Genomic DNA, 18,292 nt, shown 5'->3' with positions numbered 1-18,292 from the left:
GCGGGCGGGGCGGTAGCATGTGTCAGGGAGAGATGGAGACTCCGGTGCCATACCGCGCGGCTCCGCTGGGGCCTTGGGGTGTCCTCGTCGCGCTCGTCATCGTGGGCGCGTGGGGAGGACATCTGGCGTGGATGCTGACCTCGCCTGGGGGGGCCTGGGACGCTCCGCTCACCTGGCTGCATGTCGTCTTGCAAGCGTGGCTGTGCACGGGGCTCTTCATCACCGGCCACGACGCCATGCACGGCACGGTGGCCCGCCCGGCCTGGGTGAACGAGGTGGTGGGCACCATCGCCTGCTTCCTCTTCGCGGGCCTGTCGTACCGCCGCCTGGTGCTCAACCACCGCGCCCACCATGAGCACCCGACGGAGGAGCTGGACCCGGACTTCTCCACGCGCACCCAGTCGTTCTGGCCGTGGCTGGGCACCTTCATGGTCCGCTACACCACGCTGCCACAGCTGGGGGTGATGGCGGCCAAGTTCAACATCCTCGTCTACCTGGGCGTGTCCCAGCCGCGCGTGCTGCTGTTCTGGGTGCTGCCCGCGGTGCTCGGCACGCTGCAGCTCTTCTACTTCGGCACGTACCTGCCGCACCGGCGCCCGGACACGCCGGACATGGCGCCCCACCATGCGCGCACGCTGCCGCGCAACCACCTGTGGGCGATGCTGTCGTGCTTCTTCTTCGGCTACCACTGGGAGCACCACCAGTCCCCTGGCACACCCTGGTGGCGGCTGTGGCGGCTCAAGGACGCGCGCACCGGGCAGGCGGCTCGCGCGGTGTCGGCCCGCGACGCGATGTAACGGCGGGAAGGCCCCGGCCGTTATGATGGGGCATGCGCGACGACCAGCCGCCTGGCTCCGACATCACCCCTGAGTCGCTCTACCTGCGCCGACGCGAGTTCTTGAAGAACGCGGGCCTCTTCCTCGGCACGGCCGCGGGGGTCGCGGGGGGACTGCTGCTGTTGTCGGGCAGGCGTCCGGGCTCCATCACGAGCGCCGTGCCCGACGCGGGCGCGGTGGCGCAGCCGGTGGTGAAGGCCGCGGGTGAGTTCGACACCCTCGAGCCGCGCACGCTGTACGAAGACATCACCACGTACAACAACTTCTACGAGCTGGGCCTGGACAAGGCAGACCCGGCGCGGCTCGCGCACCTGCTCAAGCCCCGGCCGTGGACCGTCACGCTCGATGGCGAGGTCCACGAGCCTCGGACGGTGGACATCGACCAGCTCCTGTCGTGGTTCCCTCCCGAGGAGCGCGTGTACCGGATGCGCTGCGTGGAGGGCTGGTCCATGGTGATTCCGTGGCTGGGCTTTCCCCTGTCCGCGCTCCTCGCGAAGGTGAAGCCCACCAGCCACGCGCGCTACGTGTCCTTCACCACGCTGATGGACCCCGAGCAGCTGCCCGGACAGCAGCGCGCGGTGCTGGACTGGCCGTACACGGAAGGGCTGCGGCTGGACGAGGCGCTGCATCCGCTCACGTTCATGGCCATGGGGCTCTACGGCCGCCAGCTCCCGGCGCAGAACGGCGCGCCGCTGCGGCTGGTCGTTCCCTGGAAGTATGGCTTCAAGGGCGGCAAGTCCATCGTCCGCATCTCCCTGACGCGCACGCAGCCCTTCACGACGTGGAACATGGCGGCGCCGGAGGAGTACGGCTTCTACGCCAACGTGAATCCCGCCGTGCCGCACCCGCGCTGGAGTCAGGCCACGGAGCGGCGCATCGGCGACCTCGGGCGTCGGCCCACGCTGCCCTTCAACGGCTACGCGGAGCAGGTGGCCCACCTTTACGCGGGAATGGATCTGCGGAAGAACTACTGAACCATGGCCTCCTCGCCCCACCCCTGGCTCAATCCCGCAGTCACCGTGGGCGGCCTCGTGCCGCTGGTGCTCATGGCCGTGCAGGGGCCGCTGGGCGGGCTGGGCCCCAACGCCATCGAGGCCTCGCTCAACGACACGGGGCTCATCGCGCTGGTGCTGTTGGTGGCGTCCCTGGCGTGTACGCCGCTGCGCATCGTCACCGGGTGGACGTGGCCCGCGCGCGTGCGGCGCACGTTGGGGCTGCTCGCCTTCACGTATGCGTGCTCGCACGCCCTCACGTATGTCGTGCTGGACCAGGGGCTCTCGCTGCCCGCGCTGCTGGAGTCGCTGGGCGAGCGGCCGTTCATCTTCGTGGGCTTCGCCGCGCTGATGTCGATGGTGCCGCTGGCCGTCACCTCGACGAACGCGTGGGTGCGCCGCCTGGGCTTTCCTCGCTGGCAGCGGCTGCACCGGCTGGCCTACGTGGCCGCGGTGCTGGGCGTGGTGCACTTCGCGTGGCGCGTGAAGAAGGACCTCACCGAGCCCCTGCTCTACGGCGCGGTGCTGGCCCTGCTGTTCGCCTTGCGCGTGGGGGAGGCGATGCGAAAACGCCGGGCCCGCGCCGCTTCGGCGGCCCGGAACCCGGCGTGAGGGGACGCAGACCCGCTGGGAACTACTTACGCGGCAGCGGGAGGATGGTGTCCACGAGCGTCATGAGCTGCGCGCAGCTCACCGGCTTGCGGACGAAGGCGCTGATGCCGGCCTTCTGACCCAGGGCGCGAACCTCCGCCACGTTCGGGTCACCGGTCATCATCAGGATGGGGACCTTGGCCAGCTTCGGGTTGGCGTTGGCCCGAATCTGCGCGGCGAAGTCGGCCCCGTTCATCCCGTCCATGTGGAAGTCGGTGAGGATGAGGTCGATGCTCTCCGCCTCGGCCACCTTCAGGCCCTCCTCGGCGGACTCCGCCTCGAGGAACTCGAAGTTGCGAGCCATGAGGTAGATTTTCAGCAGCGTCCGGATGGAGCGGCTGTCGTCCACCAGGAGGACCCGCTGGCCCGCGGTACCCGACGCCGGCCGGCTTCCCACAGGGCGCGCCGGGTCCGTCGTGGTGCGGTTGGGGATGGGCTCTGGGGAGGGCAGGGTGCCGGCCTTCATCGGATCATCAACCTCTGTGGGGCTGTCTCCCCGAGGAGACCTGGGCATGTTGACGGAAGGACATGCCGAAGTCAAAGCACCGTCCTTCCTCTCATTTTTCCGAGTGTGGGGCGCCTCACACCCCACCTGACGCGAAGTGCCTCAGGGCACCTCGAGGACGAAGGCCTGGCTCTCCACGCCCTGCGTGCCCAGGACGGGCGCAATCGCGGGCGACAGCTCGTTGGGGACGCGCCAGGTCTGCCCGGTGGATTGGATCAACACCACCGAGTAGCGCCCCTTGGGCAGCTCCGCCAGCGGGACAGGCGCGGCGGGATTGCTGGCGTCCAGGGCCGTGGCCGTCACCCCGACCATCAGCTCCGACACCGGCACGGGCGTCGTGCGCGGCTTGCCGTCGGTATCCGTGAGCAGGGGGATGAGCCCGTCCGTGATGATGCCCGCGCGGAGCACCACCAGGTCCGGCCGGCCGTCACCCGAGTAATCGGTGCCGGTGGCGTCGAGCACGCCGTTGCGGTCCAGGTCGTTGTCCTCCAGGAGGCCGGTGGCTTCGGCCAGCTTGCGCACGACGACGCGGGGCCACACCTCGCGCTGCTTCTCCTCCTGCTGCGCGGCGCGGGCCGGGTCCACGTAGCTGACCAGGAACGCCTTGCCGCGCTGGTCCACGGGGCCCACGTTCTCGAACTGCTGGGGTGTCAGCCGCAGGATCTTGCCCTGCGAGCCCGAGGGGATGGTGGCGTCGCCGCCGCCCTGCACCGCGACCTGGAACGAGGGCCGGTCGAAGGGGACCTGCGAGGTGGCCTGGGAGAAGCTCACCGTGATGTTGGTGAGGGCGTGGAGGCGGCCCTCCTTGTCCTCGGCGACCTCCAGCGTGAGGGGCCGGGGCGGCGTGGCGCCGAGGTCCACCGCGGCACCGCCGATGTCCCCCAGGTTGGGCTCGCTGGTGACGCCGTACCAGGGGTTGAAGTCCGAGGCATGGCAGGGCTGCGCGCCGCTGTTGCGGCAGCTGTCCACGTCGATGAAGCCGCGAATCGTGTAGCGCCCCTTGGCCACGAGGCTGAACGCGAAGGGCGCGGTGAAGGGCCCGGGCGAGTCGGAGGCGAGCGCCGGGCCGAAGAGCTGCTCGGCGGGGACGATGGTGAACGCGATGGGGCGACCGGTGCCCTGCGGCGGCGGAGGCCGGTCCGCGTCGTAGAGGAACACCACCGCGTTGCCGCGCGTGCGCGCCTGCACCACGAGGGTGCCCTCGATGCGGGAGGTCTGGCTGCTCTGCTGCTTGTCCGCGGTGGGGACCACCTCGGGGGACTCGCAGCCGGTGGCGACGAGCAGGGACGCGGCGAGGACGCCTCCCAGCGACTTCTTCCAGGGTGAGGACGAGGAGAGGCTCATGGAGTCACCGTCAGCGTCGCGTAGACGCGCCGCTCGATGCGGTTGCCAAAGGGATGTTGAGAGTGGGCACCGCCCAGCTGGCTGCCCGTCAGCGCGACCTCCACCACGTCCTTCACGGCCGTGTAGCCCACGCGCGCGTTGATGATGGTGTAGGCGCCCAGCGGGTTGGAGTTGAGCTCGATGCGGGTGGGGTCCGAGGCCGTGGGCTCGCGCTCGATCCACGTGGTGGAGGAGGTGAAGGCCACGTCCACGCCGAACTCCAGGTCCGTCTGCGTGCGGTAGGTGACGCCGCCGAACAGCTTGAGCTGCGGCGCCTGGCTGCACGGGCCGCACTCCTCCTTCTCCTCCAGGTCGGAGGAGATGGTCTGGAAGGCGAAGCTGGCCTTGACGCCCAGGCCGTCGATGGGCGCCAGGGTGATGCCGGCCTCCGCGCCGCGCGCGGTGTAGATGGAGTCCTCGTTCACGAAGCGCGAGCGGCCGATGAGGTAGTTGCCGGTGGCCGGGTCGTACGACTCACCCGGAGGCAGGCGCTCGAAGTTGGACAGGGCGATGAGGTCCTTCACCCGGTTCTGGTAGAGGGCCACGTCCCAGTCCATGCCGACCTCGGCGAACTCGCCGCGCCAGCCGAGCTCGAAGGCGGTGAGGCGCTCGGGGCGCAGCGACGTGTTGCCCGTGGTCAAGCCGCTGGCGCCGGGGACGCCCTGCACGGGGACGAGCAGGCGCGTGTAGCTCTCCAGGAAGGTGGGCTCGCGGAAGGCGGAGGCCGCGCTGATGCGGAACGCGTGGCCTTCCCACGGACGGAACAGCGCGGACACGCGAGGCGAGTGCGCCAGGCCCGGCGTGCCGTTGTCGAGCAGCGGGTGCCGGTCCACGCGGTAGCTGGCGACGAGGCTGAGCGGCTCGGCCAGACGCCACTCGTCCTGCACGAAGGCGGCGGCGTGAATCTCCTCGCGCAGCGCGCCCAGGTAGTTCCAGGCCACGCGCTTGAGGCGGCCCTCCACGCCCACGTTGAGCTGGTGCTCACCGGCGAGCTGGAACGAGCGCGCGAAGAGCAGCTCCGCGTTGAAGAGGTTGGAGCTCAACTCCAGCGCCAGCGAGCGCTGACCGATGGGCTCGTACTGCGGCCCGGCGTTGCCGGAGATGTGGTTCCAGAACGTCTTCAGCTTGAGGGGGCCCAGCTCCACGTCGCCCTTGGCGTACGCGGTGAGGCCGTCCATGTAGTAGTTGCGCAGGAGGCCCAGCGGATAGATTTCCGTGTTGAAGCGGTACGCACCGCCGGACAGGCCCACCTGCTTGTCCTCGGAGAAGGTGTAGACGGCGGACAGCGTGCCGCGCGCGCCGCGCACGCCGATGTCCGGGTCCGGGTCCCTGAGCACGATGTCCGGGCGGTTGCTGCCGTAGTCACGGCTGAACTTGTCCGCCTGCGAGTACGCCACCGACGCGCGGTAGCGCAGCGCGCCCGTGTTGCCGTGGCTGAGGAACGAGCCCGCCACGCTGTTGCCGGTGCCACCGGTGACGTTGAAGCGCGCGCGGGGCCCGCTGCCCGGGGCCTGGGTGATGATGTTGATGACGCCCAACATGGCGTTGGCGCCGTACAGCGCGCTGCCCGGGCCGCGGATGACCTCGATGCGCTCGATTTCATCCAGCCCGATGGGGATGGCGGACCACAGCGTCAGGCCGAGGAAGTCCTGGTACTCGGTGCGGCCGTCCACCAGCACGAGCACCTTGTTGGCGATGCGCTGGTTGAAGCCGCGCAGCGACACGTTGGCGCTGCCGACACCCAGCGACATGACGTCCGCGCCCGGCACGCGCCGCAGCAACTCCGGCAGCGTCTGCGCGCCCGACAGGCGGATGTCCTCGGCGGTGATGACGGTGGTGGCGTTGGGCGCCTCCAGCGAGGACTGGGCGCGACGGCTCGCCGTCACGACGCGCTCTTCGTAGGGGACCAGGCCGTCGTCGGCGCTGGAGGACTCGCCGAGCTGGGGCAGCGCGCTGGGCACGTACGTGGAGGGCGCGGAGCTGCCCGAGGCGGGCACGGACTCCGCGCGCTCGATGGCCTTCTCCAGCCGCTCCAGGAGCGTGGCCAGCTGCTGCTGCGACTGGACGCTGGCCGGCGGGGGCGGCATGGGCAGCGAGGACTTGTCCTCGGGAGCGGCGGCGGCGTCCAGCGCGCGCTGCTTCTCCTCCAGCGCGGCGACGGTGGCCTCGACGGAGGCCGCGTCCGCGGGGCTGCTGGTCATGTAGCGCCGGTACGCATCCAGCGCCTTCTCCGTGCGCCCCGCGTCCTGGTAGGCGCGGGCGATGTTGTAGAGGACGTTGGGGTGCGGCTTGATGGCGTAGGCCTGCTCCAACTCGGCGACGCCCTCATCGTACTCCTTCTTCGCGATGAGGCTCATGCCGTTACGGAAGTGGCGACGGGCTTCGAGACGCGCGTCCGCCAGGGCCTGCGATGCGCATAGACACAGCGCCAGCAGGCACACTCGATGAAGGGCTTTGGAGTGTTTCACTAGTAGGGGTTGTCCTTGAATTTGTCGTTCGAGTCAGCAGCAGGCCGCGTGGGCCGAGGACTCGACTTCTTCTTGAGCTTTTGGAGGAAGGGCTTCTCGCTGCCGGAGCCGACCGCGGTCACGGTGGCGGGCTGGTAGCCCTCCAGCGTGAAGGTCAGCTCCGCGCGAGCGGTGCCATCCTCCTCCTGAGGCACCTTGAGGTTCACGGGCGTCGTGCCCAGGTCCTTGCCGCGATAGCGCACGCGCGCGCCGCCAGGCTCGCTGTCGATGACGAACTGAACCGTGGGGCCGTTGGTCGGCACGAGCGGCGCCAGCGCCAGCTCGTCGCCATCCGAGCCCAGCGCGGTGGCGGGCGGCGGGGCCTTGGTGGGGGACTCGGGCGCCTCGGAGTCCGCAGGCGCGGGCTGCGTGGGGTTCCGCGCGGAGGCCGCCGGGGCGGGGGCCACGGGCTGGGGTTCCGGGGAACGCGAGGCGAGCAGCGCCGCGCCACCGCCGCCCACGAGCAGCACGCCCCCGACGAGGGCCAGCGGCCAGAGGCGACGCGCGGGCTTGGGGGCGGGCTCCTCGACGGCGATGTCCAGCGCCATGGTGCTGGGGCCGGACCGCGCGCCAGAGGCCATGGGCCCGTTGATGGGGCCGCTGCGAGGACCACTGCCGGTGCCCGTCAGGCGCGGGCCGCTGAAGACGCCGCTGACGCCCACCGCGTGCGCGAGGCGGCGCATGGCCTCCAGCACGTGGTCCATGGACTGGTAGCGGTCGGCGGGCTGCTTCGCCAGGCACTTCATCACCAGCGCTTCGACTTCCGCGGGGCAGCCGTGCTCGGGCCAGATGGCGCCGAAGGCGGGAGGCGGCTCGTTGATGTGCTTGACGATGACGTCGATGCTCTGGGCCGCGAGGAAGGGCGGCTGACCCATCAGCATCTGATAGAGCACCACGCCCATGCTGTACACGTCGCTGCGCGGGTCGGCGATGTTGCGTGCCTGCTCCGGCGCCATGTACTGCGGCGAGCCCAGGATGATGCCGGCCTGGGTGAGCGAGGTGTCCTGGATGTCGGCTTCGCCGATGAAGGACTTCACCAGGCCGAAGTCGAGCACCTTGACGATGTCGTGGTCCGTCTCCTGGTTGAGGACCATGACGTTGGCGGGCTTGAGGTCGCGGTGGATGAGGCCGACCTTGTGCGCCTCGCGCAGCGAGCGCGCCACCTGCTGCGTGATGTTGAGCGCGCGTGCCCACGGCAGCGGCCCCACCTGCGTGAGCAGCTGGCTGAGCGTGAGCCCGTCCAGGTACTCCATCGCGATGTAGTAGATGCCGTCGTCCGTCTTGCCGTAGTCGATGACGGTGACGGTGTTGGGGTGGCGCAGCTTCGCGGTGACGCTGGCCTCCAGGAAGAAGCGCTTCTGGAAGCCCGGGTCCTTGCCCTCGTCGTTGTAGTGAGGGTTGAGGACCTTCAGCGCGACGAGACGGTCCAGCGGTGCCTGCACGGCCTTGTAGACGCGGCCCATGCCTCCGGCACCCAGGGTCTCCAGGATGCGGAAGCGTTCGTTGAGGACCCGGCCCAAGAGCGGGTCCACCATCTCGGGTGGGGCGCCATTCGTCGGGGCGTTGCTTTCGATCATGTCTGCCCCCGCCGACCGGGAAGGCACAGGACACTCCGGTCGTACATGCGCCCGGATGCTAACACTCGATTCGTCCACCTCCCAAGCAACCCGCCGGGTTGGCGCAGTGCATCAAAGGCCGACAATCCGGCCTGGGAGGCCCAAAGTCGAACACTGGACAAGCGAGCGAGCAGGGCCCGCGACAACGCGGACGGATGGCCTCGGGCCTGAGCGACTCGGAGTGTGAGTGGGGGTTCGACAGAGGGGGCCCTGGGTGAGGGGGCGCACCTCACGAGTCGGGCCCGGGACGGGGGGGCGCGGGTTAGGGTGAGGGGCATGAACGTCCACCTGACCGAGTTGCTTTCCTCCGCGCCACCGTACCCCCGCCGGGTGGTGTGCATGACGGAGGAGACGACGGAGGTGCTCTACCGCATCGGGGCAGGCGAGCTGGTGGTGGGGGTGTCGGGCTTCACGGTGCGGCCACCCGAGGCGCGCAAGAAGCCCCGGGTGTCGTCGTTCCTGGACGCGAACTTCGAGCGCATCCTGGAGCTGAAGCCGGATCTGGTCCTGGGGTTCTCCGACCTGCAGGCGGACCTGGGCCGCGAGCTGTGCAAGCGGGGCGTGCCCGTGTACCTGTTCAACCAGCGCTCGCTGGCGGAGATCCTCCAGACGGTGCGGCTGATTGGGGCGCTGGTGGGGCGGGCGGAGGCGGCGGAGACGCTGGCGGACGAGCTGACGGCGAACCTGGAGCGGCACTCGGACGCGGCGCAGTCGCTGCCCCGCAGGCCGCGCATCTTCTTCGAGGAGTGGCATGAGCCGCTCATCTCCGGCATCCGCTGGTGCTCGGAGTTGGTGGAGGTGGTGGGAGGCGAGGACATCTGCCGCGAGTCGCGTGCGTCCCAAGGGGCCAAGGGCCGCATCTTCGAGCCGGAGGAGGTCGCGCGCAGGAACCCCGACGGTGTCATCGCGAGCTGGTGTGGCCGCAAGGCGAAGCGGGACAAGATTGCGTCGCGGCCGGGCTGGGCCCAGGTGCGCGCGGTGGTGGACGACCAGCTCTACGAGGTGAAGAGCAGCCTCATCCTCCAGCCGGGGCCCGCGGCGCTGTCCGACGGCGTGGAGAAGCTGGCGCGCATCGTCGCGGCGATTGCGCGAGGCGAGAAGCTCCCGGTGCCCAAGGGCGCCGACTTGCGTGGCGCCTGAGGGCGCGGATGGCTACAGAACGTCGTCGGGAGGTGTGACGTGGAAGGGTTTCCATTGCGGCTCAAGTGGCAAGGCTCCACCGCGGGCGAGTACAGCCGCGACGCGGCGGCGGGTGCGGACGGCAAGCCGGACCTGCTGTTGAGCGCGGGGACGGGGTACGGCGGGGATGGCGCCCGCTGGAATCCGGAGGACCTGCTGGGCGCCTCGCTGGCGCAGTGCCACCTGCTGACGTTCCTGGCGCTGGCGAAGAAGCTGCGGCTGGACGTGCGCGACTACGACGACGCGGTGACGGTGATTCTGGAGGCGGTGGACAAGGTGAAGCGGGTGACGAAGGTCCGCCTGGCGCCCGTCATCCGCGTGGCGCCGGGGACGGATGTGGAGAAGGTGCGCGAGATGTTCTTCAAGGCGCACAAGTACTGCTTCATCGGGCAGAGCATCACCGCCGAGGTGGTGATGGAGCCGACCATCGAAGTGCTGCCGGCTTAGTCGCTGGCACAGTCGCGGGACTCGTTCAGCAATTGCCTCAGCCGGGCATAGCTGGGGATGCCGAGCGGTCCTTCGATGTCCTCCTTCCATGCGGCCTCGAGCGCCGCGTGGATGGAGGCGGGCAGCCGCGCCGAGTCGCCGACGCGGCCGGTGCGGACCTTGGTGGTGCGGACCTCGAGGGGCAGCCCGGCGAGCGCGTTGAGGGCCACCGTCGTGGGGTGGTCATCGAACTGTCCCTGGTGCGCGTGCATGAACCCGAAGGAGGCCTGATGCGTCACCTTCGCGGCCAGGGCGTCATCCACGTCCAGCCCCATGAATCCCCCGATGCGGCGGACGGCGCCCTCCAGGTCCTCAATCAGGTCCTCGTAGGTCATGAGGAGCACGTCGTCGCGCTCGCGCACCTGCCACCAGGAGCGCAGGTGCGTCCAGTAGTTGCCGAAGAGCAGCTCGTTCAGGAAGACGCCCTCGTAGATGTCCGCCACGCTGTAGGCGCCGGGCTCGAACATCCAGCCTTCGAGGAAGTGGTAGAAGGACACGAGCGCATCCGCCGGCGCGCGCGTGATGTAGAGGTACCGGCCGCCCTTGGGAATCACCTCCCAGCGCAGGTGGGACTTGAAGGCGCGGGGACGTGCGACCTGGGGGCCGCCGACGTCGACGCCCGAGAGCTGCGGGAACTCCAGCCAGGGGATGACGAGGGAGATCTCCTCGAAGTCCATGGAGCCGCCCGTGCGCAGCCCGTGGACGATTTGCTGCATCCACGTCGTGCCGCACTTGGGGAACGACGCGACGAAGACATCGCTCGGCTCCACGCGGATGTCGGCGGGGGCGAAGACGCGTCCGTCTTGCGCGGGCAGCGCCAGGATTTTCTGGATGGAGTCGGGCAGGCGAGGTGACGGCTGACTGCGAAGGGCTTCTGCGCGGGCCATGGCTTCCCTCTCGTGCGGAGACCTCCGAGGGCATGGAGGTCCATCCGGGGACCCGGGATGAGATCACCTCCCGGGCCCGCCCTCACGGGCATGGCACCCGAGGCCAATAGGGAAAGGTGAGCCGCGCCACGCGCGGGGTTGAGTGGACAACGGATGGTGTCGCGGGGGCTCACCGCTTCGCGCGGGACTTCTGCTCGGAGACCTTCTTCACCACGGCGTCCGTGGAGTCGATGCGCCGGCCGTCCTTCGCGCGCAGCTCCATCCGAGGGACCGGGCGCCCGCTCTCGGTGTCCACGAGGACGGAGTGGGGCTCGTCGGGCTTGAAGCAGTGCGCCTCTCCCCACTGCCGTATCGCCACGATGACCCGGAACAGGTCCTGGCCCTTGGTCGTCAGGGCGTACTCGTGGAACGCGCTCCCGTCGGACGCGGGCACCATCTCCAGGAGGCCGTGCTCGACGAGCTTGCGCAGCCTGGACGCGAGGATGTTCTTGGCCATGCCCAGGCTCTTCTGGAGCTCGCCGAAGCGGCGCAGGCCGTCGAACACGTCGCGGACGATGAGCAGCGACCACTCATCGCCGAACACGTCCACCGCCCGCCCGACGGGGCACTCGCCCTGGCGCGTCGTCTTCCCCATGCCGTCCTCCGTGGCTTTGGTTGCAATCTTAAACCATCCTCATTACTTCGCCCGCATTGGTTTCGTTTTGAAACCAGGCGAAGGGCGGGTGGACGTGCGAGCGGAGCAGGCGATGGGAGCGCAGGTGGGCGGGTTGTCGCGGGCCGTCACCTTCCTGCTCGCGGTGGCGTGCGGGCTGGCGGTGGCCAACGTGTACTACGCGCAGCCGCTGCTGGATGCGATGGCGGCGGAGCTGGGGCTGCGCGAGGCCACGGTGGGCATCGTCGTGACGGTGACGCAGGTGGGGTACGGCCTGGGGCTGCTGCTGGTGGTGCCGCTGGGGGACCTGGTGGAGCGGCGGCGGCTGGTCACCTCGCAGATGTCGTTGTCAGTGGTGGCGCTCGGGGTGGTGGCGTTGGCGCCCACGGTGACGGTGCTGCTGACGGGCATGGCGGCGGTGGGGTTGTTCGCCGTCGTGACGCAGGTGCTGGTGGCGTTCTCCGCGACGCTCGCGACACCCGCCGAGCGGGGCCGGGTGGTCGGCACGGTGACGAGCGGCGTGGTGCTGGGCATCCTCTCCGCGCGCACGGTGGCGGGCTTCGTGTCGGACTTCGCGGGATGGCGCGCGGTGTATGGCGTCTCCGCGGTGGCGACGCTGGCGGTGGCCGTGGCCCTCTTCCGTGTCCTGCCTCGCGAGCGGGTTCAGCGCGGGCTGACCTATCCCCAGCTCTTGCGCTCCGTGCTCACCTTGTTCGTGGAGGAGCGCGAGCTGCGGGTGCGCGCGGTGCTCGCGCTGTTGACGTTCGCTTCGCTCACCACGCTGTGGACGCCGCTGGTGTTGTTGCTCGGGGCTCCACCACATTCGCTGTCGCACTCGGAGGTCGGGCTGTTCGGCCTCGCGGGGGTTGCGGGAGCGCTGGCGGCCTCGCGTGCGGGGAGGCTGGCGGACCGAGGGCTGGGGAACGCGACGACCACCGCCGCGCTCGTGCTGTTGCTGGTGTCGTGGGTGCCCATCGGCTGGGCGGCGTCGTCCCTGGGGGCGCTGGGCCTGGGCATCATCACGTTGGACCTGGCCATCCAGGCCCTGCATGTCACGGGGCAGAGCGAGCTGTACGCGGTGCGCCCCGAGGCTCGGAGCCGATTGGTCGCGGGCTACATGATGTTCTATTCGCTCGGCAGCGGCGCGGGCTCACTCGCGTCGACGGTGGTCTTCTCGAAGTGGGGATGGACGGGGGTGAGCATTCAAGGCGCGGCCTTGTCGGCGGTGGCCCTGGGGTTCTGGGCCTTCTCGCGGAGAAGATGATTACCGGGAAGGCCGCGCATGCCAGGATGGCGGCGTGGCCCTCTCCCTGCTGGCCTTCATCGTCGTTCCTCTCGCACTGACGCCGTCGCAGGCGGAGCCCGCTTCGGGGACACCCGCCCCGGTGGTCGCGGCGCCTTCCTCACAAGCGCCTGGCGAAGAGACCGCGCCGGCGCTCTCCCAGGGACATTACGAGGAAGCGCTCATCGCCGAGTCGCTGGCCCGTCACGGCCGCACGTTGGAGCCGGCGCCCGAGGGTCAGGTGCTGACGGAGGTGCTCATCGACACCGAGGAGGTGGTGGCGGAGAGCGACCCGTATCCGAACTTCCTCAACCTCTTCCACGTGCGCACGCGCGAGGAGGTCGTCCGTCGCGAGGTGTTGCTCGCCGAGGGGCAGCCCTATTCCTTGCAGCTGGCCGACGAGACGGCGCGCAACCTGCGGGGGCTTCGTCTCTTCTCCGTCGTGCGTGTGGTTCCGCTGAAGGGGAAGACACCTGGGACGGTGACGCTGCTGGTCGTCACGAAGGACCTGTGGTCGCTGCGGCTCAACAGCGACTTCTCCGCGGTGGGCTCGCTGCTGCAGTACCTGCGGCTGCAAGGCACCGAGCAGAACCTCCTGGGCCGAGGCAAGAAGCTGGCGCTGGACTTCACCCTTCGCCTGGACACGTTGAGCTTCGGGCAGAGCTTCACGGACCCTCGGCTGTTCGGCAGTCGGTGGGCATTGACGGAGTCCGCCGCCGTCATCATCGGCCGCGAGAGTGGCAAGGCCGAAGGCTCTCGCGGAAGCCTCTCCGTCAGCCGTCCGCTCTTCTCGCTCTCCACGCCGTGGAGCATGTCCACGTCCGTCGCGTGGAACGTGGAGACCAATCGCGTCTACCGGGGCGCGGACATCTGGGAGCTCCCGTTCCCCGACGGCGAGCCCGTGCCGTATGTGTATCGGACGGAGGAGGTGGCGGGCTCGGCCGCGTACACGCGCTCGCTGGGGCTCCGCTACAAATGGAACGTGAGTGGTGGCGTGGGCGCGTACCACTACGCCTACAACCCGCCCTCGTCGTCGATGCTGAGCGAGGCCCAGGTCGACTGGTTCCGTCGCAACTACCTGCCTCGCGCGGAGGACGCGGGCTACGTCCTGCTGGCCCTGCGCGCGTTCGAGGCGCGGTACGAGGTGCTGCGCGACGTGGACTCGTATGTCCTCTCCGAGGACTACCAGATGGGGCACTGGGTCTCCGCGACGGTGCGCTACGCGCCGCCCGTGTTCCGGGACGATGCCCACTTCGCGGAGGCGGGGCTCGCCGCGCGCTACCGCTGGCGATGGGGCGAGGCGCTCACCACCGTGTCCGCGGCGGGGGCCATCCGGCGACAGCTGGGGGAGGGCGCGGAGTGGAACAACCGCCACTGGGCCGCGGAGCTGATGCAGGTGTCGCCCAAGGTGCTGGGCGGACGCTTCGTGGCGCGTGGGTTGTTGGATGTGAACATCGACGACTTGTTCGACCGCGTCACCTTGCTCGGCGGTGGCAACGGCCTGCGCGGCGCACCGGCGGATGAGTACTCCGGCAAGCGGATGCTGCTGGTGAACGTGGAGTACCGCACCGCGCCCGTGGTCATCAAAACCGTGCACGTGGGCGGCGTGCTCTTCGTCGACTCGGGCAGCGCGTTCAACGACAGGCCCGACATGGTGACGTCGGTGGGCGTGGGCTTGCGCGTGTTGTTCCCGCAGTTCAACGTCGTGCCCTTCCGCCTCGACTTCGGCTACGTGCTCAACGGAGACCGCCCGCCCATCGGCAGCCGGTTCTCGTTCGCGGGCGGCCAGCTCACGGACCTGCGGCCGGGCTTCCTCGACTCGCCCCTGTAGTCACGTCACGGGGGCTCGACGCGCAACAGCTCCCGGAACAGCACCTCCGCCGCGTCCTGGAACAGCGCGCCTCCCGCGAGCAGTCCGCCGCAGTGATGCGGCTCGCGCGCGAGCGTCAGCGCCACCGTCTTCTCCAGCACTGCGTCCCAGAAGGGCTCGGAGCCTTCCGGCAGCAGGAACTCGCGGATGATGGCGCGAGGCCAGGGCAGCACCGTCGTCGGGTCCGCGTCGCTCAGCGACGTGAAGCAGTCCAGGTCCACGTCGAGCAGCACCCGCTCCGCCTTCTCCAGCACCTCGCGCACCGCGTCGCCGGGAGCGGGGTGGTTCCACGCCTCCGCGGCGCGGTCCACCGTGGACACCGTGACGAGCCGGTGCGGGCGGCCTCGGGTGTCCACGTACGTGTCTCCCGCGAAGGCGCCGCGAGGCCGCGTGCGTGCAATCAACAAGGCGTCCCCGACAATCCCCGCCTCCATCGCCGCGAGGATGTGGTCGTAGTTGCGCACATCCAGCTCCCACCGAGCGTGCTCGTCCAGGGCCCTGAGCCCCGCCGAGACATCCGGCACGGCCGCCGGGCGCTCGGGCACCACCACGTCCAGGTGGCGGTCGAGTGTCACCAGCAGGGCGGGCGCTCCCACCGCCTCCAGTGCGAGCACCCAGGCGGGGAGCGCCAGCCGGTGAGGGTCGAACACGTAGGCGTCCGTGGGGCCTCGGCCGCCCCCCAGTCCCAATCGGATGACTCCCGCGAGCCGCAGATGGCGCAGGGCGTTGTGGTCGTTCTTCATCCCTCGGGAATCCTCACGGCGCTCGCGCGTTTGCTCAGCTTGCGCGGCGGCCGAGTGTAGGCTGCTCCGCACCTTTCCGTGAAAGGAGCCCGCTTCCCGCGGGATTTCAACGACGCATGCGCCAGGTCCTTACCGCCGCGCTCCTGTTCGTGAGCGCGCCTGCCTTCGCCCAGGAAGTAAAGCCCCTCCTCATGTCCCCCACGGAGCGAACCCAAGACACCTTCCTCCGCCAGCTCGCGGAGACGCGTAACTTCTCGAGCGGCCGTCCCGTCGGAGTGAAGGTCACCCCCGACGAGAAGCAGGTCCTCTTCCTGCGCACGGCCGCCACCTCCAACGTGCAGACGCTCTACGCGTTCGACGTGGCGACGGGGCAGACGAAGGAGGTCCTGACCCCCGAGGCCATCCTCAAGGGCTCCGAGGAGACCCTCACCCCCGAGGAGAAGGCCCGCCGCGAGCGCATGCGCGTCAGCGCCCGAGGCTTCACGACGTACCAGATTTCCGAGGACGGCTCGCGCCTGCTCGTCCCCCTGTCCGGCCGCCTCTACGTGGTGGAGCGCGCCTCGGGCAAGGTGACGGAGCTCAAGACGGGCGCCGGCGTGCTGGACCCGCGCTTCTCCAAGGACGGCAAGCAGGTCGCCTACGTCCGCGACAATGACGTCTACCGAATCAGCGTGGACGGCAACAAGGAGCAGCGAGTCACCAAGGGCGGCTCCGACGCGAAGTCCAACGGCGTGGCCGAGTTCGTCGCCCAGGAGGAGATGGGCCGCTTCTCCGGCTACTGGTGGAGCCCGGACGGCAAGCACGTCGCGTACACGGAGTCGGACACGTCCGAGGTGGAGAAGCTCACCATCGTCGACGTGATGCACCCCGAGCGCGGCGGCGAGGTGTTCGCCTATCCGCGCCCCGGCAAGGCCAACGCGAAGGTGCGCCTGGGCGTCACCCCTGTCACCGGCGGCAAGACGACGTGGGTGAAGTGGGACGTGGCGAAGTACCCGTACCTGGCCACCGTGACGTGGCCCAAGGGCGGGCCGCTCACCGTGCTGGTGCAGAACCGCCAGCAGACCGAGCAGCAGCTGCTCGCCGTGGACCCCGCCACCGGCAAGTCGCGCGAGCTGCTGGTGGAGAAGGACTCGGCGTGGCTCAACCTGGAGCAGGACTTCCCGCTGTGGCTGGACGATGGCGCGGGCTTCCTCTGGTACACCGAGCGCAACGGCGGCCCCGAGGTCGAGCTGCGCAAGGCGGACGGCTCGCTGGAGCGCAGCCTGGTGAAGCCGGACGCGGGCTTCCGCGGCCTCGCCCGCTTCGTCCAGAAGGACCGCACGCTGTACTTCACCGGCGGCCCCAACCCCACGCAGAGCGCCCTGTGGCGCGTGAAGGACGGCGGCGCGCCGGAGCGTGCGACGGGCAGCAAGGCGGAGGGCATCGAGACGGGCTACGCCTCCAGCGAGGGTGGGGTGCTCGTCGTCAACACCTCCAGCTTGAAGAGCATGAGCAAGACCCAGATTCTGCGCGCGGACGGCACGCGCCTGGGTGAGCTGCCGGAGGTGGCGCAGGAGCCGCCCTTCATCCCCAACACCGAGCTGCGCCAGGTGGGCTCCAAGGGCTTCTGGGCCTCCATCACCCGCCCGCGCGACTTCAAGCCCGGCAAGAAGCTGCCCGTCATCGTCGAGGTGTACGGCGGCCCCACCACCACCGTCGTGCACCACAGCATGACGGCGCACCTCATGGCGCAGTGGATGGCGGACCAGGGCTTCCTCGTCGTGAAGTTCGACGGACGCGGCACGCCGCTGCGCGGCCACGACTGGGAGCGCGCGGTGAAGTTCGACTTCGTCACCGCCACGCTGGATGACCAGGCGGAGGCCATCCAGGAGCTGGCCCGGGTGATGCCCGAGGTCGACATCAAGCGCGTGGGCATCCAGGGCTGGAGCTTCGGTGGCTACATGGCCGCGCTCGCCGCCCTCAAGCGCCCGGACGTCTTCAAGGCGTCCGTCGCCGGCGCCCCCGTGGTGGACTGGCTGGACTACGACACGCACTACACCGAGCGCTACCTGGGCGTGCCCCAGGAGAACCCCGAGGCGTACGAGAAGAGCTCCCTGCTCACGTACGCGAAGAAGGACGCGCCCATCGGCAAGCTGCTGCTCATCCACGGCACCGCGGATGACAACGTCTACTTCTTCCACACGCTCAAGCTCAGCGACGCGCTCTTCCGCGCGGGCAAGCCGCACGAGCTCTTGCCGCTCAGCGGCCTGACGCACATGGTCCCCGACCCGGTGGTGAAGGAGCGCCAGTGGGAGACCGTGATGAACCACTTCAAGAAGAACCTGTAACCGCTCAGGTCTGAGGTCCCCGGGCCCGCGCGGCCCGGGGGCTTCCCTCGAGCGTCAGTGCCCCGCAAAGCAAGAGGCCCGGTTCCCTGGTGCGGGGCCGGGCCTCAGTTCATCCACCCTTCGCGGGGAAGGGGTGATGCTGGCTATCGACGACTCAGCCCGCGCGAACGTTCTGCGCCTGAAGGCCCTTGGGGCCACGCGTCACTTCGAACTCCACCTTCTGACCCTCGGCGAGGGTGCGGAAGCCATCCATGTTGATGGCGGTGTGGTGGCAGAAAACGTCCTCGCCCCCGCCGTCCTGGGTGATGAAGCCGAAGCCCTTCGCGTCGTTGAACCACTTCACGGTACCGGTTGCCATTGCTCTTCCTTCAGTCTT

General features: G+C 69.6%; 16 protein-coding genes. 8 read left to right on the top strand and 8 right to left on the bottom strand.

Annotated features, from left to right (window positions below; all coding sequences use genetic code 11):
• Window positions 1–32: 32 nt before the first annotated feature.
• Genes MYSTI_RS33140 through MYSTI_RS33130 form a run of 3 tightly spaced genes read left to right on the top strand, consistent with a single transcriptional unit; the run spans window position 33 to window position 2,440 of the window.
• Complete coding sequence (locus tag MYSTI_RS33140) at window positions 33–797, top strand: fatty acid desaturase (RefSeq protein ID WP_015352206.1); 765 nt, start codon at window positions 33–35, stop codon at window positions 795–797.
• A gap of 32 nt (window positions 798–829) precedes the next feature.
• Complete coding sequence (gene msrP, locus MYSTI_RS33135; protein WP_015352205.1) at window positions 830–1,810, top strand: protein-methionine-sulfoxide reductase catalytic subunit MsrP; 981 nt, start codon at window positions 830–832, stop codon at window positions 1,808–1,810.
• A gap of 3 nt (window positions 1,811–1,813) precedes the next feature.
• A complete protein-coding gene (locus MYSTI_RS33130) occupies window positions 1,814–2,440 on the top strand; it encodes a protein-methionine-sulfoxide reductase heme-binding subunit MsrQ (RefSeq protein ID WP_015352204.1) in 627 nt (208 codons plus the stop codon).
• Between the two features lie 22 nt (window positions 2,441–2,462).
• Here the strand turns inward: MYSTI_RS33130 and MYSTI_RS33125 are convergent, their stop codons facing one another.
• From MYSTI_RS33125 to MYSTI_RS33110, 4 genes are all read right to left on the bottom strand, one after another.
• Window positions 2,463–2,945 carry a response regulator gene (locus MYSTI_RS33125; RefSeq protein ID WP_015352203.1) on the bottom strand — a complete coding sequence of 161 codons (483 nt, stop codon included), beginning with the start codon at window positions 2,943–2,945 and terminating at the stop codon, window positions 2,463–2,465.
• Window positions 2,946–3,086: 141 nt separating this feature from the next.
• Complete coding sequence (locus tag MYSTI_RS33120; RefSeq protein WP_015352202.1) at window positions 3,087–4,328, bottom strand: hypothetical protein; 1,242 nt, start codon at window positions 4,326–4,328, stop codon at window positions 3,087–3,089.
• Window positions 4,325–6,835, bottom strand: coding sequence for a TonB-dependent receptor domain-containing protein (locus tag MYSTI_RS33115; RefSeq protein ID WP_015352201.1), 2,511 nt, complete (start codon window positions 6,833–6,835; stop codon window positions 4,325–4,327). Before MYSTI_RS33115 ends, MYSTI_RS33120 begins: the two co-directional genes overlap by 4 nt.
• Entirely contained in the window at window positions 6,835–8,451 is a 1,617-nt protein-coding gene (locus tag MYSTI_RS33110) for a serine/threonine protein kinase (protein WP_015352200.1), read from the bottom strand. Before MYSTI_RS33110 ends, MYSTI_RS33115 begins: the two co-directional genes overlap by 1 nt.
• Window positions 8,452–8,766: 315 nt before the next feature.
• Here MYSTI_RS33110 and MYSTI_RS33105 point away from each other — a divergent pair, with 315 nt between their 5' ends.
• Together MYSTI_RS33105 and MYSTI_RS33100 are read left to right on the top strand one after the other, a co-directional pair.
• Window positions 8,767–9,630: a cobalamin-binding protein gene (locus MYSTI_RS33105; RefSeq protein WP_015352199.1), complete on the top strand. Its 864-nt coding sequence runs from the start codon at window positions 8,767–8,769 to the stop codon at window positions 9,628–9,630.
• A gap of 39 nt (window positions 9,631–9,669) precedes the next feature.
• Entirely contained in the window at window positions 9,670–10,116 is a 447-nt protein-coding gene (locus MYSTI_RS33100) for an OsmC family protein (protein WP_015352198.1), read from the top strand.
• Here MYSTI_RS33100 and MYSTI_RS33095 read toward each other — a convergent pair.
• Both MYSTI_RS33095 and MYSTI_RS33090 read right to left on the bottom strand, forming a co-directional pair.
• Complete coding sequence (locus MYSTI_RS33095; RefSeq protein WP_015352197.1) at window positions 10,113–11,042, bottom strand: sulfotransferase domain-containing protein; 930 nt, start codon at window positions 11,040–11,042, stop codon at window positions 10,113–10,115. The genes MYSTI_RS33100 and MYSTI_RS33095 overlap by 4 nt on opposite strands.
• 169 nt (window positions 11,043–11,211) lie before the next feature.
• Complete coding sequence (locus MYSTI_RS33090; RefSeq protein WP_015352196.1) at window positions 11,212–11,676, bottom strand: winged helix-turn-helix transcriptional regulator; 465 nt, start codon at window positions 11,674–11,676, stop codon at window positions 11,212–11,214.
• Window positions 11,677–11,764: 88 nt separating this feature from the next.
• On the opposite strand from MYSTI_RS33090, the gene MYSTI_RS33085 reads away from it, so the two are divergent.
• Together MYSTI_RS33085 and MYSTI_RS33080 are read left to right on the top strand one after the other, a co-directional pair.
• Window positions 11,765–12,958 carry an MFS transporter gene (locus tag MYSTI_RS33085; protein WP_233278036.1) on the top strand — a complete coding sequence of 398 codons (1,194 nt, stop codon included), beginning with the start codon at window positions 11,765–11,767 and terminating at the stop codon, window positions 12,956–12,958.
• 34 nt (window positions 12,959–12,992) lie between these two features.
• Window positions 12,993–14,807, top strand: a complete 1,815-nt coding sequence (locus MYSTI_RS33080) for a BamA/TamA family outer membrane protein (RefSeq protein WP_015352194.1) — start codon at window positions 12,993–12,995, stop codon at window positions 14,805–14,807.
• Window positions 14,808–14,812: 5 nt separating this feature from the next.
• Here MYSTI_RS33080 and MYSTI_RS33075 read toward each other — a convergent pair whose 3' ends face one another.
• Window positions 14,813–15,589 (bottom strand): UPF0489 family protein, encoded by a 777-nt coding sequence (locus tag MYSTI_RS33075; RefSeq protein WP_015352193.1) that lies wholly within the window; start codon window positions 15,587–15,589, stop codon window positions 14,813–14,815.
• 116 nt (window positions 15,590–15,705) lie between these two features.
• On the opposite strand from MYSTI_RS33075, the gene MYSTI_RS33070 reads away from it, so the two are divergent.
• Complete coding sequence (locus MYSTI_RS33070; protein ID WP_015352192.1) at window positions 15,706–17,916, top strand: S9 family peptidase; 2,211 nt, start codon at window positions 15,706–15,708, stop codon at window positions 17,914–17,916.
• A 154-nt stretch (window positions 17,917–18,070) separates the two neighbouring features.
• On the opposite strand, the gene MYSTI_RS33065 is transcribed toward MYSTI_RS33070, so the two are convergent.
• Window positions 18,071–18,274, bottom strand: a complete 204-nt coding sequence (locus MYSTI_RS33065; protein ID WP_015352191.1) for a cold-shock protein — start codon at window positions 18,272–18,274, stop codon at window positions 18,071–18,073.
• Window positions 18,275–18,292: the final 18 nt, after the last annotated feature.

The sequence above is a fragment of the Myxococcus stipitatus DSM 14675 genome, from assembly GCF_000331735.1.
Classification (GTDB): Bacteria; Myxococcota; Myxococcia; order Myxococcales; family Myxococcaceae; genus Myxococcus; species Myxococcus stipitatus.
Note: the sequence above shows the minus strand (reverse complement) of the source record. Positions and strands in the feature narration are given on the sequence as shown.

What these genes read in the sequence shown, in the direction of transcription:
- msrP (WP_015352205.1), top strand. Translation starts at nt 830, where the DNA reads ATGCGCGACGACCAGCCGCCTGGCTCCGACATCACCCCTGAGTCGCTC.
- MYSTI_RS33065 (WP_015352191.1), bottom strand. Translation starts at nt 18,274, where the DNA reads ATGGCAACCGGTACCGTGAAGTGGTTCAACGACGCGAAGGGCTTCGGC.
- MYSTI_RS33105 (WP_015352199.1), top strand. Translation starts at nt 8,767, where the DNA reads ATGAACGTCCACCTGACCGAGTTGCTTTCCTCCGCGCCACCGTACCCC.
- MYSTI_RS33125 (WP_015352203.1), bottom strand. Translation starts at nt 2,945, where the DNA reads ATGAAGGCCGGCACCCTGCCCTCCCCAGAGCCCATCCCCAACCGCACC.
- MYSTI_RS33075 (WP_015352193.1), bottom strand. Translation starts at nt 15,589, where the DNA reads ATGAAGAACGACCACAACGCCCTGCGCCATCTGCGGCTCGCGGGAGTC.
- MYSTI_RS33090 (WP_015352196.1), bottom strand. Translation starts at nt 11,676, where the DNA reads ATGGGGAAGACGACGCGCCAGGGCGAGTGCCCCGTCGGGCGGGCGGTG.
- MYSTI_RS33095 (WP_015352197.1), bottom strand. Translation starts at nt 11,042, where the DNA reads ATGGCCCGCGCAGAAGCCCTTCGCAGTCAGCCGTCACCTCGCCTGCCC.
- MYSTI_RS33130 (WP_015352204.1), top strand. Translation starts at nt 1,814, where the DNA reads ATGGCCTCCTCGCCCCACCCCTGGCTCAATCCCGCAGTCACCGTGGGC.
- MYSTI_RS33120 (WP_015352202.1), bottom strand. Translation starts at nt 4,328, where the DNA reads ATGAGCCTCTCCTCGTCCTCACCCTGGAAGAAGTCGCTGGGAGGCGTC.
- MYSTI_RS33110 (WP_015352200.1), bottom strand. Translation starts at nt 8,451, where the DNA reads ATGATCGAAAGCAACGCCCCGACGAATGGCGCCCCACCCGAGATGGTG.
- MYSTI_RS33070 (WP_015352192.1), top strand. Translation starts at nt 15,706, where the DNA reads ATGCGCCAGGTCCTTACCGCCGCGCTCCTGTTCGTGAGCGCGCCTGCC.
- MYSTI_RS33140 (WP_015352206.1), top strand. Translation starts at nt 33, where the DNA reads ATGGAGACTCCGGTGCCATACCGCGCGGCTCCGCTGGGGCCTTGGGGT.